The 15,192-nt window shown below is 51.8% G+C and carries 15 protein-coding genes; 9 read left to right on the forward strand and 6 right to left on the reverse strand.

The genetic code is table 11. The features are described 5' to 3' along the window. The first annotated feature begins 34 nt into the window (after positions 1-34). The 6 genes from ACQKE4_RS11485 (at position 35) to ACQKE4_RS11510 (ending at position 5,569) form a co-directional block, all read left to right on the forward strand. Positions 35-688 (forward strand): GAF domain-containing protein, encoded by a 654-nt coding sequence (locus ACQKE4_RS11485; RefSeq protein ID WP_427388489.1) that lies wholly within the window; start codon positions 35-37, stop codon positions 686-688. Positions 689-706: 18 nt separating this feature from the next. Continuing rightward, the gene (locus tag ACQKE4_RS11490; RefSeq protein ID WP_427388490.1) at positions 707-1,513 is read left to right on the forward strand and encodes a diguanylate cyclase domain-containing protein; all 807 of its coding nucleotides are present in this window, start codon (positions 707-709) and stop codon (positions 1,511-1,513) included. Beyond that, positions 1,479-2,447 carry a magnesium/cobalt transporter CorA gene (corA, locus tag ACQKE4_RS11495; protein WP_427388491.1) on the forward strand — a complete coding sequence of 323 codons (969 nt, stop codon included), beginning with the start codon at positions 1,479-1,481 and terminating at the stop codon, positions 2,445-2,447. The genes ACQKE4_RS11490 and corA overlap by 35 nt, the downstream gene beginning before the upstream one ends. A 126-nt stretch (positions 2,448-2,573) precedes the next feature. After that, complete coding sequence (locus ACQKE4_RS11500) at positions 2,574-3,152, forward strand: NnrU family protein (protein ID WP_427388492.1); 579 nt, start codon at positions 2,574-2,576, stop codon at positions 3,150-3,152. A 162-nt stretch (positions 3,153-3,314) separates the two neighbouring features. Next, the gene (locus tag ACQKE4_RS11505) at positions 3,315-4,508 is read left to right on the forward strand and encodes an alcohol dehydrogenase catalytic domain-containing protein (protein ID WP_427388493.1); all 1,194 of its coding nucleotides are present in this window, start codon (positions 3,315-3,317) and stop codon (positions 4,506-4,508) included. Beyond that, positions 4,508-5,569, forward strand: coding sequence for a proline racemase family protein (locus ACQKE4_RS11510; protein WP_427388494.1), 1,062 nt, complete (start codon positions 4,508-4,510; stop codon positions 5,567-5,569). Before ACQKE4_RS11505 ends, ACQKE4_RS11510 begins: the two co-directional genes overlap by 1 nt. On the opposite strand, the gene ACQKE4_RS11515 is transcribed toward ACQKE4_RS11510, so the two are convergent. The 6 genes from ACQKE4_RS11515 to ACQKE4_RS11540 all read right to left on the reverse strand — a co-directional run bounded on the left by ACQKE4_RS11515 (position 5,542) and on the right by ACQKE4_RS11540 (position 11,455). Further along, complete coding sequence (locus tag ACQKE4_RS11515; RefSeq protein ID WP_427388495.1) at positions 5,542-5,751, reverse strand: DUF1289 domain-containing protein; 210 nt, start codon at positions 5,749-5,751, stop codon at positions 5,542-5,544. The two genes, ACQKE4_RS11510 and ACQKE4_RS11515, sit on opposite strands and share 28 nt — an antisense overlap. A 30-nt stretch (positions 5,752-5,781) precedes the next feature. Further along, entirely contained in the window at positions 5,782-6,198 is a 417-nt protein-coding gene (arfB, locus tag ACQKE4_RS11520) for an alternative ribosome rescue aminoacyl-tRNA hydrolase ArfB (protein ID WP_427388496.1), read from the reverse strand. Positions 6,199-6,309: 111 nt separating this feature from the next. After that, positions 6,310-7,257 carry a D-2-hydroxyacid dehydrogenase family protein gene (locus tag ACQKE4_RS11525; protein ID WP_427388497.1) on the reverse strand — a complete coding sequence of 316 codons (948 nt, stop codon included), beginning with the start codon at positions 7,255-7,257 and terminating at the stop codon, positions 6,310-6,312. Between the two features lie 10 nt (positions 7,258-7,267). After that, positions 7,268-9,205 (reverse strand): TRAP transporter permease, encoded by a 1,938-nt coding sequence (locus tag ACQKE4_RS11530; protein ID WP_427388498.1) that lies wholly within the window; start codon positions 9,203-9,205, stop codon positions 7,268-7,270. A gap of 125 nt (positions 9,206-9,330) precedes the next feature. Continuing rightward, entirely contained in the window at positions 9,331-10,317 is a 987-nt protein-coding gene (locus ACQKE4_RS11535; protein ID WP_427388499.1) for a TAXI family TRAP transporter solute-binding subunit, read from the reverse strand. 187 nt (positions 10,318-10,504) lie between these two features. Next, positions 10,505-11,455 (reverse strand): LysR family transcriptional regulator, encoded by a 951-nt coding sequence (locus tag ACQKE4_RS11540; protein WP_427388500.1) that lies wholly within the window; start codon positions 11,453-11,455, stop codon positions 10,505-10,507. A gap of 217 nt (positions 11,456-11,672) precedes the next feature. Between ACQKE4_RS11540 and ACQKE4_RS11545 the strand changes: the two genes are divergently transcribed. The 3 genes from ACQKE4_RS11545 to ACQKE4_RS11555 all read left to right on the forward strand — a co-directional run bounded on the left by ACQKE4_RS11545 (position 11,673) and on the right by ACQKE4_RS11555 (position 15,086). Beyond that, positions 11,673-12,365: a GntR family transcriptional regulator gene (locus ACQKE4_RS11545; protein ID WP_427388502.1), complete on the forward strand. Its 693-nt coding sequence runs from the start codon at positions 11,673-11,675 to the stop codon at positions 12,363-12,365. 55 nt (positions 12,366-12,420) lie between these two features. Further along, positions 12,421-14,400: an aconitate hydratase gene (locus tag ACQKE4_RS11550; protein WP_427388503.1), complete on the forward strand. Its 1,980-nt coding sequence runs from the start codon at positions 12,421-12,423 to the stop codon at positions 14,398-14,400. 71 nt (positions 14,401-14,471) lie between these two features. Next, positions 14,472-15,086 (forward strand): flavin reductase family protein, encoded by a 615-nt coding sequence (locus tag ACQKE4_RS11555; RefSeq protein WP_427388504.1) that lies wholly within the window; start codon positions 14,472-14,474, stop codon positions 15,084-15,086. Positions 15,087-15,192: the final 106 nt, after the last annotated feature.

Below are 15,192 nucleotides of genomic sequence, written 5' to 3' on the forward strand. Positions count from 1 at the left end.
GTAGCTAAACAGTATTACTGTGGGGTATAAAAAAATGAGCTACCCAATACCTCCTGACGAAGAGTTGCGTTTAGCAGCCCTTTATGAACTTGAACTGTTAGATACACCCGATGAAGCTGCTTTTGATCGAATTACTCGCCTGGTTGCCCAGATATTAAATGTACCTATCTCAACAGTGACCTTGATTGATGCCGAACGGCAATGGCTTAAGTCACGCGTTGGTATGGAAATCCGTGAAACAACTCGCAAAGTAGGTTTCTGTTCTCATACCATCACTTTGTCTGAACCATTAATCGTTGAAGATGCCAGTCAGGAGCCACGCTTTGCGCAAAACCCGCTTGTGACTGCCCCAGGCGGCATTCGTTTCTACGCGGGTATTCCCCTGTTGTCTTTGCAAGGCTTAGCGTTAGGTTCACTCTGCGCAATCGACACGAAACCACGCGTGATTAGCGAGAATGAATTGGCTGCCTTGAAAGATCTGGCGGCGATCGTCACCGATGAAATTCATCTGCGTGAGCGGCTGATACGCGAACGGAAAAGCAGGCAAGCATCTCAGCAAGCGCTTAAGGCTTTTCATCAAGCCATGGAAAGCCAAATTGAGCGGCGTACCCGTGAACTCAATTTGGTCATAGAATCTGCCTATGACGCCTATGTCAGCATTGATGCAAAAGGCGTGGTTTTGGATTGAAATCGTGCGGCAGAGGCTATGTTTGGTTGGCGGCGTAAAGAAGTGCTGGCCAGGCCGATCACGCAACTAATGTTTCCTCAAGGCTTACCCTGCAGTGATGACCAGGTGCCATTAATCTGTAATGCCAAGCGGTCTGATGGTAGTGAACTGCCTGTGGAAATTCGTAACAAAACGCTGGTTATTGATGGAAAGCAGCGGAGTAGTTTGTTTATTCACGATATTACTGATCGACAGCAGTTAGAAAGGTTACGTGATAAAGAAGCGCGTGAAGATGCACTTACAAAGCTTCCCAATCGACGCGCTTTGAATGAACATCTACCTCAGGCGATGGCGCGTGCGCGTCGCTCGCAAAAACCTTGTGCCGTACTGTTTTTGGACTTAGACGGTTTTAAAGCGGTTAATGATCGCCATGGACATGCGGTAGGCGATTACCTCCTACGCGAAATAGCAAAGCGCCTGAAAGCATCGATTCGAGAAACGGATTATGTGGCCCGTTGGGCGGGAGACGAGTTCGTAGTTGTGTTAGAGGGTATGAATCCTGATGCCAGCCAGTCAACTGCCCAAATGTTGGTTGAGGCTACAGAAAAGCCGATGACAATGGGAGAGGCAATTCTTCAGGTAAGCACCAGTGTTGGTGTGGCGCTTTATTTACCCCATGCCACAGAAAGCGCACATGAAGTGCTTAAACGTGCTGACGTCGCCATGTATGAGGCCAAACATTCTGGCAAAGCTCAAGTACGTATTGCAAAACCGGCTGATACTATTTCTCTAAATCCAATCAAGGATGAGCATGATTCGGACCATTCTTACCACCCCGGAAGGTGAAGTTCACGAAGGCGATGAGAGCCTGTTATCGCTGTGGCAATCCTTGCCTGATGGTCATATCTGGATTGATATGCAGGGTGAGACCCAGGAGAGTGAGCGCACTATTTTAGAAGCGTTTGATTTTCACCCCATGGCGATTCAGGATGCACACAAAGAGCGGCACCCGCCTAAAATCGAAGAGTTTGAAAACCACACGCTGATTATTTATCGCGGTATCTCCTCCTTTGACGCTGAACTCAATTACTTGCCTCAGCAGGTCTGCTTCTTTGTGGGCGAGAAGTTTCTGATCACACTCCATCCAGGGGAAGCGCTAAGCATTGAGCGGCTTTTCAACGAGCAAGGCCGAGCGCTTTTAGCACATTCCCCGGAGCAAGTCGCACTGCGCGTAATGTACATATCGGCGGGCTTTTATATCGACAGCCTGCTTGAATTTGAGACTGAGTTAAGTGATCTAGAGGATGAACTTTTAGAGAACGGTAATGATGTTTTGATGCGCAAAATCATTACTTACCGATCTCGGTTGGTCAAAATGCGCCGAATCTTTAGTTATCACAAAGGGATTACTCAAGAGCTGACGGCCTACGACTACGAACATTTACCCCGGGAAGAGAGCGAAACGCTACACGCGATCAATGACGTGGCGGATCGCTTTGAGCGTCTCTACACCTTGACCCAAATGTACTACGACATTTGCGGTGACTTAATCGACGGTTATATCTCAATTTCATCACATCAGCTTAATATCACCATGCGTGTCCTCACGGTGATTACCGCGATTTTTGTGCCACTCACGTTTATCGCCGGTATTTACGGCATGAACTTCGAAAACATGCCTGAATTGCGTTATCAACACGGTTACTTTTTTGTCTGGGGAGCCATGCTGGGTATTGCCGGTATCATGATTTGGCTGTTTAAGCGCAAACGCTGGTTTTAGGCTTGCTGTGGAATAAAAAGTTGATGCATGCGTAGGTGGTCGGTGGTTGTCTGTGGCATCCTCTGCAGCGACCAAGACTAATAAGGCATTAAGCCGTCGACTAGCGTGTCCACTGGGAGTTGTTTCATGACGATTATGATTATCGGACTGCTGATCTTTTTAGGCAGCCACTCTGTACGTATTTTTGCTGAAAACTGGCGTCAGCAGCAGATTGCCAAACTTGGCCAAAATAACTGGAAATTAGCTTACTCAGCCGTCTCTATTGCGGGTCTAGCGATTGCTATTTATGGCTTTGGTCAGATGCGCCTTGACCCCATTTATGTCTGGTTCCCACCCATGGGTATGCGCCATGCGGTGGCACTACTCATGCTGCCTGCGTTTATTATGCTGGTGGCGGCCTATGTGCCAGGCAACGCCATTAAAGCCAAACTTGGCCACCCGATGATGTTGGCGGTCAAAATCTGGGCGTTGGCCCACCTGCTTGCCAATGGCCGGCTAGGCGATATTATCTTCTTTGCTGCGTTTCTTATCTGGGCTATTTTGGCATTCAAAACCGCCAAGAAGCGCGACCGTCTAACGCCGCCTGCGCCAGTAAGCACCTCTAAAATGGCCACTGTTGCCACCGTGGTAATAGGCTTAGTGGCGTATGTGGTATTTGCCTTCTATTTACACGCCGTGCTGATTGGTGTGCCTGTTTTTGGCTAATAGCTTTTTAGACGTTAGGTGATCTAGTCACCTAGCGTAGATTTACTTTTTTGGCGGTAGCGCACCTCTGCGCTACCGCCATTCTTTTTTATACGACTTGAGACTGAGTGAAAGTTTGTTATTGTCATTTCAGTAATCATTTCTCAAATAAGGAGCCAGCCCATGTCTGAAGCTTCGCTTACCGTGCCGACGACGATGGCCGCCATGCTATTGACGGGACATGGTGGTATCGAAAAGCTGGAATATCATCAGGATGTCGCCACGCCGCAGCCCCAGGCGGGCGAAGTGCTGGTACAGGTGACGGCCACCGCAAAGAACAATACTGATCGTAAAGCGCGCGAAGGGCTGTACCCCACCAAGGACAAAGGTGATGTTACGTCGTTCGCCATGGGCGGTACCCCTACATTCACCTTCCCGCGTATACAAGGTGCCGATGTAGCAGGTCATATCGTAGCGGTCGGCGAGGGCGTAGACGCCGGGCGTATCGGTCAGCGCGGGCTGCTCGATTTTAATATCTACGCCGATGAGCGCCGCGATATAAACCTTACCCCGGATTACTATGGCCATGGTGCCGATGGCGGCTATGCAGAGTATATCGCCGTGCCCGCTGATCAGTTTTATCATGTGCCCAACCCAGAGCTGCACGATGCTGAGCTGGCATCTATGGGCATGTGCTCCTATCAAACCGCTTACCATATGATGACTGCCGCTAACGTTAGCGCCGGCGAGCGGATCCTGGTAAGCGGTGCCAGCGGCGGGGTAGGTACTGCACTACTTCAGCTCTGCCGCATTGTGGGCGCTATTCCTTACGCAGTAAGCCAGCTAGATAAAGCCGATGCGCTCATCGCGTTAGGGGCGGAAGCGGTGATTGATCGTGGTGACTTACCCACTTTTGTTGAACGGGTGTTGGCCACCACTGACGATAAACCGATAGATGCAGTGATGGACTTGGTGGGTGGCGAAATGACCAACCTGTTTATCGACACCATGATTGTTGATATGCAGGGGCGAGCGAGCTATCCGCGTCTTTCCATTGCCGGTGCCAGCGGTGGCAATCTTAGCGAAATGATGTGGACCCGGGTTTACCTTTATCAGGTGCAGATCTTTGGGGTTTCCCACGGTACCCGTGAAGAGGCCGAACAGCTGGTAGCGTGGATTCGTAGCGGTGAGTTAAAGCCTGTGCTGCATGCGGCCTTTAAGCTTTCTGAACTGCATGATGCGGAGCGCTATTTTGTCAATCGAGGCAGCAACTATCTGGGTAAAATTGTTATTGTGCCGGATGCGCAGTGGGCAACCCATGGGGCGCCTTTTGCGCTTGATAAGCCAACGTCACTTGCCGCTCAGGAGCACCGCTAGTGAAAAATATCCATACTATTCAATTAATGGATACTCATGCAGGTGGCGATGTTAGCCGTATTGTTACCAGTGGTATTGATCGTTTGCCAGGCACTACCGTACGCGAGCAGATGGAGTACCTGCGCGATGACGCCGATGGCCTACGCCGCCTGCTGCTTGAAGAGCCCTATGGTATTCCGGAAATGTCGGTGGATTTATTGGTGCCTGCCTGCCACCCCGAAGCAGTGGCGGGCTACATTATTATGGAAGTGATGGGCTACCCCATCTACTCCGGTTCAAACACGCTATGTACCGCTACTGCGGTGCTGGAGAGTGGCATTGTGCCCAAGCAGGAGGGCATTCAACGCTTTAAGCTGGAAGCGCCTGCTGGGTTAGTGCAAATCGAAGCGAAAGTGCATAACGGCGTTGTCGAGTCAGTCACCTGTGAGGGGCTGCCCAGCTATATTGATACCTACCAAGCGTCGATCCAGGTGCCAAGCATTGGCCAAGTCACCTACTCCATAGCCTACAGCGGGGGATTTTACGCCTTGGTCGACGCCACTGAGCTAGGCTTTAAGCTTGTTCGTCATGAGGAGCGCGCACTCTCAGAGTGTGCCTATAAAATTGTCGAAGCGATTAAAGCTCAGCGAGGGTTTTCCCACTACACCCTGGGCGATGTAGGGCCGCTGCCGTTTCTGCACTTTATGGGACCGGAAGAGCAGGTGACAGAGGGGTTTGTACGTTCACGCTCGACAACGTACGTTCATCCTGGTGTTATTTGTCGTAGTACCACCGGTACGGGTACGTCGGCGCGTTTAGCGCTAATGAACTATGAGGGACGTTTGAAGGTAGGCGATAAGCTGGAAACGGTTTCGTTACGTGAGACGGGGTTTATCGGCACTTTCACGGGTACCCATCAAGAGGGCGCTTACCAAGTGGTGGAAAATACCATTACTGGCCGCAGCTATGTGCTGGCGCATTCGGATATCGTGATCAACTGTGATGATCCGATGGTGGCTTGCGGTGAGCTACACCATATATTGCGTGATCGTCATCATCGCACGGAGCCTTCATCGACATAACCTTCGGCTTCCAGGCGTTCCCATACCGGGGCTTTTTCCGCCTCGGTCATGCTGCCCCAAACCGCGATTTCATCTAATGTACGCCCGCAGCCGTGGCATAGCGATGTTGATGGCTCAATTTGGCAGATTCGCACGCAAGGTGAAACAGGGCGTACCTTAAGCGCTAGGTGGCTTTTTGTCATTAATGAGAGCCTTCAGAGCTGGGCAATAGTTTACGAAGCAGACACTTTGCCGCGCAGCGATTTAATTTTGCCTTTGCGAGTTTTATGGTCAACGCGGCGGCGCTGCGAGCCTTTGGTGGGCTTGGTGGCTCGGCGTACTTTTTGCACTCTGGTGGCGCTTTGTATCAGCTCTTTTAAACGCGCCAACGCATCCTCTTTATTCAGTTCAAGCTTACGATGGCTTTGCGCTTTAATAATCACCACACCCTCTTTGCTGATGCGCTGATCAGACCGCGCCATTAGGCGCTCTTTATAATGAGGAGGTAGCGTGGAGCTAGGAATATCGAAGCGCAAATGCACCGCTGAGGAGACTTTATTGACGTTTTGTCCGCCCGCCCCTTGGGCGCGAATCTGACTGATATCAATCTCCCAATCAGCCAAGGTGACATTACTAGAAATGGTGAGCATTAATAGCCTCTGTGTTACTCGTTAGCCTATAAGACTAGCACAATTGGCACAGAGGCGTTTTCTCTACCGCTTTACTTCTTTCGCCGACGGACACTTGCCCTTAGCGATATATTAACCCGCTAAATTACTGACTGGCTGACCATCGATATAAGCTAAAAGGTTGCTAAACGCGTCGCCAAAATAGAACTCATAGCTATCTTTTTCCACATAGCCAAGATGTGGTGTAGCAACGAAGTTGGGCAATGCCAGCAGTGCGTTTTCAAACACTGGCTCTGCATCGAATACATCTACCGCTGCCTGACCGGGGCGCCCAGCCTGAAGCGCTTGCTCCAATGCACCTGGTGCCACTAACTGGGAGCGGCTGGTGTTGACCAGCAACGACGTTGGTTTCATTTGGGCGAGTGATTCAGCGCTGACAATGCCGCGGGTAGCGTCGTTCAAGCGCAGGTGCAGGCTTAGCACATCTGAACGCTGAAATAGATCGGCCTGGCTTTCGGCCACTTCGAGACCAGCCTCCAAAGCACGCTGGCGAGTACCCTCACGGCCCCACACCAATACGTTCATTTCAAATGCCTGACCATAGCGGGCCACTAAACTGCCGATTTTTCCGTAACCGAAAATACCCAGGGTGCGCCCTTTAAGGCTGGTGCCTAGTGTGCGCTGCCAACGGCCCGCTTTCAGGTTCTCTACCTCAGTTGGTATGTTCCGCATTGCCGAAAGCACTAACCCCCAGGTTAATTCTGCCGCGGCATAGGGCGAGCCAGTGCCCGCCATCACGGTAACGCCGTGCCGGCGGCAAGCCTCCATATCCACATGGGCAGCACCGCCTCCGGTCTGGCTAATCACCTTCAGGTTGGGCAGGCGCTCCAGTAGGGCAGCCGTGATAGGCGTGCGTTCACGAATCAGCACTAACGCCTCGGCGTCCTGAAAACGCGCACTTAGCGCGTCCAGGTCGGTAAGGGTGTCGTGATAGATCGTTACATCGTGGCCCTCTAGCTGTTTGAAGGCATCTAGACTGCGTACACAGTCCTGATAATCATCGGAAATAGCAATCTTCATAATGGATTCCTTAGCTGGGCAGTGACACGCTTGTTTTATCATTTCGATTCAAGCGATATTGCCATGCAAACAGGCCTAAGATAAGTGCAATGCCGACTACATCGGTAATCGCCTGACCGTTAATCAGCATCAATGCCGCCGCGAGCAGTAAGCCACGCTCCAGCCAACTGCAAGGGCGGAGAAAGTAGCCGATGGTGGAGGCCGCCAGTGCCACAATGCCTATCACACCCGAACCCACGGCGAGCGCAATTTCAAGCGGCGTACCATTACCCAATAGGGGCGGGTGGTAGATGAACATAAAGGGAATCAAGAAGCCGCCTAGGGAAATTTTCGTCGCCGTCAGGGCGGTTTTAAACCAGTGCGAGCCAGCAATAGCGCCACCAATATAAGCTGCTAACGCCACCGGCGGGGTCACCCCAGAAAGAATCGCAAAGTAAAGGATAAACAGGTGCGCCGAGAGGCTAGGCAAGCCAGCTTCAATAAACGCAGCGGCCACCACAGACGCCGCCAGCATATAGGCCGCTACCGTCGGTAGGCCCATGCCTAAAATGATCGCGACCACCATCGCCAGCAGCAGAGTAACTAAAACATCGCCGCCACTGACCACAAGAATTACCGATGAGACTTTCAGGCCCAGACCGGTCAGGCTTATCACTGAGGCAATAATCGCAACGCTACCGATGATAACGGCGATCATCGCAGCCGTCATGGCACCCGCTTCCAAGGCAGCGGGAATCGACTTCAAACGATCCATAAAGCTACCTGGGCTACGCCAGGAGAACAGGTAAATCAGCAGGGCGGTAAAATACGCGGCCACGGCGGCGGTGGTCGGGGTATAACGCAACACCAGCATGGTAACAAGGACAATAATCGGTAGCAGTAGCGTTTCAATATTAAACAGCCCCTCGCGTAGCGTCGGGCGCTGATCTTTAGGGATGGGATTTAGCCCTAGACGTTTAGCTTCGAAGTGCACGCTCATCCAGATCGCGAGATAGAAAAGCAGCGCGGGAATAAGTGCGGCACCGATAATCTCCAGATAGCTAACGGAGATAACGTCGGCCATGACAAAAGCGGCCGCGCCCATAATAGGCGGCAAAATTTGTCCGCCGGTGGAAGCAGACGCTTCCGTGGCTGCCGCAAAACGTGGGCTGTAGCCACTTTTCTTCATTAACGGAATTGTGAACACACCGGTGGTGGCGACGTTAGCAGCGGTGCTACCACTGATACTGCCAAACAGGGCGCTACAGAGAGTGGCTGCTTTAGCAGGACCGCCCGCCATACCACCCGTCACGGAATTAGATAAACGCATAAATGTATCGCCACCACCGGTAGTTACCAGCAGCGCGCCAAACATAATGAACACCACGATCACCGTCGAGGAGGTGCGCATCAAGCTGCCGTAAATACCCGTCGGGCTCATGTAGAAGGTGGCGACAAGGTCGGCCCAGCCAAACCCACCATGCCCCCACACGCCAGGCAAGTGGTTGCCAAAATAGGCATAGGAGAGGGCGATAAGCACCAAAATAGGAAACGCCAGACCAATGGCGCGGCGGCAGGCTTCAAGCAGAAGCAGAATCGCCAATAGGCCAAACACCAGGTCATAAGTGGTCGGCATAAGATAACCGAGCCCATAAATAATGCGGTCAAACTGCATGATGTAGTAGCCGCTAACAGCAACCGCTAATACCACCGGAATAACGTCAAACCAGGGTAAGCGCTGGTTATCTTTCGCACGGCAGGAGTAACCCAAAAAAATCAACGGAAGCGCAAACAGCAGGTGAATAGCGTTTTGGGTATTCACGGCTCCCGTCATTGCGGCATAAAGGTGGAAAACGGCCATCGCCACCGCGGTTAGCCGCATCACTAAAAACCAGAAGCCCGTTAGCTGACGCTTACCCGAGTCTTCCGAATATTTTTCGATAATTTTATTGCTGTCAGGGGTGTCCATCGGATGGCTCCCACGCTCTCATGCCGGAAGGCAACGAATACGGGCGTGTCAAAAAAGAGGTGATTAAGGGATAACAATACTGAAACACCCGCAGGCGTTTAAACGCCTGCGAGTGCCAACCGGTATCAGCGTGCTTCGGGAGGAATGACGTCGTCAGGAATCTCAAGACCTAGCTCTTGGTAATAGCGCAGCGCCCCCGCGTGGATCGGGAAAGTGGCATTATCAATCACATCTTGCGGCGTCATGCCATCGGCGGGTGCAAAGGATGCCGCCACCTGCTCATGGTTTTCCCAATAGGCCTGCGTAATGTTATAGACGATGTCGTCATCTAGGGTGCTATTGGCGGATACACCCATATAGATGCCCAGCGATGTTGCCTCATCCATACCGCGATAAGTCTCTGCTGGGATAACCGAGGGCGCGAGGAAGGGCAGCTCTTCGGTGACTGCAGCAACCTGCTCTTCTGAAAGCGACAATAACTGCAAGGGGCGAGACGAGTGAACTTCGGTGAACGCTGGAATCGGGGGAATGCCATTATAGCTGAAGCCAATTAGACGTCCGTCGATAACACCCTCGGCGGCATCGTCAATGCGCATGCGCTGGAAGTCTGGCTCAATACCTAGGATGTCAAACACTAGTTCGGTGATGTACTCACCGCCACCACCAATGCTGCTGGGGTTGAAGCGTTGGCCATCCAGGTCTTCAAAACTGTTGATATCGGCGTCCTGACGAACCGCCCAGTGCATCGTGGAAGGGGCAATCCAGTAGACCAAGCGCACGTTTTCGTTGGGGGTGTCTTCAAAGCGGCCAATACCGTTGTACTGCTCATAGCCCACTAATGCTTCAGTGAAGGCAAGGTCCAGTTCATTGCGACCAAGGCGAATAGCGTTTTCACGGGTTCCGCCCGTCTCGCGGACGGTAATTTCATAAGGCGTATTGGCACTAATAACCCGCGCGCCCTCTGAAATGCCAAAGAACCAGCCGGTACCTGTAGGCACTGCACCAATGTTTAAAGCACTCTCTTGTGCTTGTAGACCGGCGCTGGTAAGCGTGCCGAGTGCCAACAGGGAGGCAGGGATAAGTAGACGTGATTTAAGAGCAAAGGATTTCATTATTATTACCTCAAGCATTGGGATGCTTTTATTGTCTTGTCTAATGTCTTAGACGGTTTGTTGTTGTGGTTCTAGGGTGTTTTACATAACCACCTCCAGTCTATTGATACCTGTTGCCAGCGCGTTTGGGTATTAGTGATTGATGAGCCTGCTTTCGTGAACTGAGAAGGCAGGCGCGCCATTGCCGCTAAACCATAGAAGAAATGGTTTCATCAGCAACCGTTGCTAACGGCAGGTTTTTTCTAGAATTAGCAGAAGATTCAATGAGATGGTCGACAAATAGTCTGGCTGCCATCGAGATGCGATCAATGTTATTAACGTAAATACATAGTGGGCGCTTGGCCCAGGCATCTCGAATAGGCAGTACACGCACCTGTAGCCCGCCCACGTATTGGCGAATGGCGCCTCTTGGAACGACGCCTATGCCTAACCCTGCCTGAACCATTAAACATAGCGCATCGTAGCTAGTGACCTGGATCCGAAGCCGTAGCGGTCTATTGGCTAAGCTGGCGGCCTTCAACAGCTGCAAGTTAATCGCGCTGGAAGAGTGCAGACCAACATAGGCATGATCAAGGCTATCGCGAAAATCGATAGCCTCCCGGCTGGCAAGCGGATGGTTTAAGGGGGTGACAAGTACCAGTTCATCGGTGTGGTAAGGCAGTTCCGCTAGGTCATAGCCATGGGGGAGTTTGGCACAAATACCAATATCGGCCCCATTCGCCATAATTTCCCGGGTAATCACAGGGCTGACCTTCTCTTCGAGCTGCACACCAATATCTGGGTGCTTCTCAAAAAAAGACTGGGTCTCTCCTGGCAAGTACTGAGTAATAGCGGACATATTGGCAAAAATACGAATAATGCCGCGCTCACCACTGGTGTAGTCACGCATCTGTAGATCTAAGTCTTCCAGGTTGTGCAGCACCCCACGGGAGAGATGCAGCAGCGCATTCCCGGCTGGCGTTAACTCTACGCCCCGGTTATTGCGATGTAACAGTGGCGTACTGAAATGCGCTTCAAGCTCACTTAAACGCTTGCTAACCGCAGAAGTTGCAATGAACTCAGCATCAGCTGCAGCGCTGATAGTGCCCATCTCTGCCACCCGGACAAACAGCCGTAAAGAGGTGGGATCGAGTTTCATTTTGAACTCCTGGTGGATGGCATGGCTACCGATGTCGACGAGCTTTTTGTTATTATTGTATGCAACTATGCTCGATTTTTGACAAATGTAGGCCTATATTGGCCTTCGGTGCAACAAGTCGTACACAATCTTATCTGCGACCTTAGTCTAGGGTGACGATTTGATAGCCTGAAAAAGTGCTTTGCAGCAAGCCTTTGGAACGTTTAGGAGTGACGCTATGACCGCCGCCGATCGGGTTTATCACATCATCAAGCAGCGCATACTTAATGGTGGCTATGCAGCGGGTAGCTATGTGCGGGAAGCGACGATTGGTGAAGAGCTTGATTATAGCCGAACCCCTATACGGGAGGCCTTACGTCGCTTGGTATCCGATGGCTGGGTTGAGGCCATACCCCATCACGGAGCACGCGTGGTGGGTTGGACCCAGCATGATGTGGAAGAAGTCTTTGAGCTAAGGGTGCTGCTAGAGCCTCAGGTGGTCAGGCGTGCGGCTAAACGCATCAGCGAAACCCAACTCATTACGTTGGGGAGTCTTGCTGACCAAATGGAAAGGCTTAGCCAGCAGGATGATGTGCGGGCGACTGATGAAATTGCCGTACTTAATAACCAATTTCACGCTGAACTAGTGACAGCTGCGGATAGCCCGCGCCTTCAGCGTTTGCTTGAAACGATTGTGCAAGTGCCTGTTTCTCGGCGTAGCTTTCACCATTACACCCGTGAGGAGCTGCTGTGCAGTATGCAGCACCACCGGGAAATTATTCGTGCTTTGCAAAACCGTGATGCTGAGTGGGCCGCTGCTATTATGCGTGCGCATATATTAGCGGCACGAGCTGCTCAAATGCGCCAAAAACAGACGACGGCTGCTGCTCACGTTGAGCATCAGCGTAATAACGCACTGTCTATTAGTTAGTCTGCGTTATTCGCCTTTCTCTATTAATGATAATAAAAACGTTAGGATCTTTCTTATGCCTCCTCGAATGACCCCGCAAGACGCTACTGCAACACCCTTGAACTTAGCTCAAAAGCTGATTAGTGATCACTTGGTCAGTGGTGAAATGATCCCTGACAGTGAAATTGCCCTGCGTATAGACCAAGCGCTGTTACAAGATGTGCTGGGCACGCTGGTAATGCTGGAGCTTGAAGCCATAGGGCTGGATCGGGTGCATACCCAACCCAGCGTGCAGTATATCGACCATGGGCTTGTGCAAGCCGATAACCTGAATGCCGAGACCTATTTGTTTCTAAAGAGTGCCTGCGAACGCTTCGGCGTGTGGTACTCCGGTCCTGGCAATGGCATTAGCCACCCGGTGCATATGGAGAATTTTGGTGTGCCTGGGCAGTCGCTGGTAGGTTGCGACAGCCACACTACCTCGGCGGGCGCATTAGGCATGCTGGCCATCGGCGCTGGCGGTATCGAAGTCGCCATGGCCATGGCCGGTGAGCCGCTGTACATCACCATGCCGAAAATTTGGGGCGTGCGTTTGGAGGGGCGATTGCCCGACTGGGTGTCGGCCAAAGATATTGTTCTGGAGCTACTCCGTCGTCATGGCGTGTCGGGGGGTAAAAACAGCATCCTTGAATTTTATGGCCCAGGGCTTAATGACCTCTCGGCAATGGATCGGCTGGTGATTGCCAATATGGGCACCGAAATGGGCGCCACTACCAGTGTATTCCCCAGCGATGAAAGTACCCGACGCTTTTTGACTGCCAGGGGACGTGAAGCGGACTGGCAGCCATTAGCAGCTGACCCTGGCTGCCACTACGATGTTGAAGAAGTGATTGATTTATCGCAGTTGGTGCCGCTTATAGCGCTGCCCTCCAGTCCCGATAAGGTCGTACCGGTGAGCGAGGTCGTCGGTCAGCCGCTGCACCAAGCGTATATTGGCTCGTCAGGAAATCCAGGTTATCGAGACTTCGCGGTTGTATCGAGTATGGTGAAAGGCCGCTCAGTGGCAGAGGGAGTATCGCTGGATATCAATCCTTCATCGCGCCAGGTGCTTTCTACGTTGATTCAAGAAGGCTATTTAGGCGAACTGGTCGCTAGCGGTGCGCGCTTACACCAAGCAGGCTGTAACGGCTGCATCGGAATGGGCCAAGCACCTGCTGTAGGGCGTAATAGCCTGCGCACGGTACCCCGCAACTTCCCCGGCCGTTCTGGCACGCGTGAAGACAGTGTGTTTCTGTGTAGCCCTGAAACCGCCGCTGCTTCGGCGTTGGCTGGGGTCATTAGCGACCCACGTAGTATGCAAATGGACTATCCGCGTATTAATGAACCTGACATTATGGTGGTTAATCGGGATGTCTTTACAGCGCCGCTGCCGCTGGATCAGGCACGTTTAAAACCGCTGCAAAAAACCGACAATACGCCTGCACTACCGATACTACAGCCGTTGCCTGATCGTCTGGAGCTTCCTGTGCTACTGGTGACGGGCGACAATATCTCAACAGATGACATTATGCCGGCGGGGCAGCGCGTGATGCCTTACTGGAGCAGTATCTACGCCTCGGCACCTTTCACCTTTGAAGCCGTCGACCCTGACTATGCCCAGCGTGCAGAAGCGACTCGTCACTTAGGTGGTCATATCATTGTGGGTGGGCATAATTATGGACAAGGCTCTAGTCGTGAGAATGCCGCCTTAGTGCCCCGTTATCTGGGTTTACAGGCTGTGTTGGCAAAAAGCTTTGCGCGTATCCACTGGCAAAACTTAATCTGTTTCGGCGCACTGCCATTAACGTTTATCGATCAGGGCGATGCTGATCGATTAGCTCAAGGTGACAGTGTGGTCATTGAAAACGTGCATGCCCAGATCGCCAGTGGCCCTACATTAGAAGCAGAAATTGTCGGCAAAGGAATGGTTCGGCTACATCATGGGTTGAGTGAGCGCCAGCGTGAGCTTTTACGGGTAGGCGGCGTCATTAATCATCTTAAAGCGCGCCAAGCCTAAGCACGTCTATTATTAAGAAGCAGTCAGAGCTATTGAACAGCAGCTTTTTACGACGGAAGAGCGAGCCAAAAATGAGTGACTACTTACTAGATGAATCCCCCTTAAGCCCAGGTGTGATTTATCGATTATTATCCGGCGCTATTTGCCCCCGGCCCATTGCCTGGGTGTCCACCCAGGATAAGCAGGGAAACGCTAATTTAGCGCCGTTTTCTTTCTTCAATGTCGCCAGTGTGAACCCTCCGGTACTGGCGTTTTCGCCCCTACTCAATGGCAGCGGCGAACTCAAGGATACGGTGCGCAATTTAAACGAAGTAGCCGAATGCGTTGTGCATGTGGGTAGTGAGGGATTGATTGAAGCACTCAATGCCACCAGTGCTAGCCTGCCTCCAGAAGATGATGAATTTACCCTGGCAGGGTTGGATAAAGCTGACATGGTAGGCGTTAGCGTTCCACGCATAGCCAATGCTCCCATTGCGTTTGGCTGCAAGCTATACGATATGATCAGGTTTGGCGACCAGCCGCTAGCAGGTACGTTAGTGCTGGCGCAAGTGTTATCTATCCACATTGATGACACGCTATGGGATGGCCGCCATGTCAGTATGGATCTGCTCAAACCCGTGGGGCGTTTGGCCGGCAGTGATTATATCCGCATTAGTGATCGCTTTGCGATTGAGCGGCCAGCTTAAATGAGTAGCTCTACTAACTAATTGCTATGTAAAGAAAAATAAGAAATTGCAAGTGCAGGTAATTAATTTGTTACACATTGGGTAATAATTATTACTTAGAAATTAA

Source organism: Halomonas sp. NPDC076908 (assembly GCF_050269715.1).
Lineage (GTDB): Bacteria > Pseudomonadota > Gammaproteobacteria > Pseudomonadales > Halomonadaceae > Vreelandella.

Coding starts and splice junctions, on each gene's coding strand:
- ACQKE4_RS11485 (WP_427388489.1), top strand. CDS start 35: ATGAGCTACCCAATACCTCCTGACGAAGAGTTGCGTTTAGCAGCCCTT.
- ACQKE4_RS11490 (WP_427388490.1), top strand. CDS start 707: ATGTTTGGTTGGCGGCGTAAAGAAGTGCTGGCCAGGCCGATCACGCAA.
- corA (WP_427388491.1), top strand. CDS start 1,479: ATGATTCGGACCATTCTTACCACCCCGGAAGGTGAAGTTCACGAAGGC.
- ACQKE4_RS11500 (WP_427388492.1), top strand. CDS start 2,574: ATGACGATTATGATTATCGGACTGCTGATCTTTTTAGGCAGCCACTCT.
- ACQKE4_RS11505 (WP_427388493.1), top strand. CDS start 3,315: ATGTCTGAAGCTTCGCTTACCGTGCCGACGACGATGGCCGCCATGCTA.
- ACQKE4_RS11515 (WP_427388495.1), bottom strand. CDS start 5,751: ATGACAAAAAGCCACCTAGCGCTTAAGGTACGCCCTGTTTCACCTTGC.
- arfB (WP_427388496.1), bottom strand. CDS start 6,198: ATGCTCACCATTTCTAGTAATGTCACCTTGGCTGATTGGGAGATTGAT.
- ACQKE4_RS11525 (WP_427388497.1), bottom strand. CDS start 7,257: ATGAAGATTGCTATTTCCGATGATTATCAGGACTGTGTACGCAGTCTA.
- ACQKE4_RS11530 (WP_427388498.1), bottom strand. CDS start 9,205: ATGGACACCCCTGACAGCAATAAAATTATCGAAAAATATTCGGAAGAC.
- ACQKE4_RS11535 (WP_427388499.1), bottom strand. CDS start 10,317: ATGAAATCCTTTGCTCTTAAATCACGTCTACTTATCCCTGCCTCCCTG.
- ACQKE4_RS11540 (WP_427388500.1), bottom strand. CDS start 11,455: ATGAAACTCGATCCCACCTCTTTACGGCTGTTTGTCCGGGTGGCAGAG.
- ACQKE4_RS11545 (WP_427388502.1), top strand. CDS start 11,673: ATGACCGCCGCCGATCGGGTTTATCACATCATCAAGCAGCGCATACTT.
- ACQKE4_RS11550 (WP_427388503.1), top strand. CDS start 12,421: ATGCCTCCTCGAATGACCCCGCAAGACGCTACTGCAACACCCTTGAAC.
- ACQKE4_RS11555 (WP_427388504.1), top strand. CDS start 14,472: ATGAGTGACTACTTACTAGATGAATCCCCCTTAAGCCCAGGTGTGATT.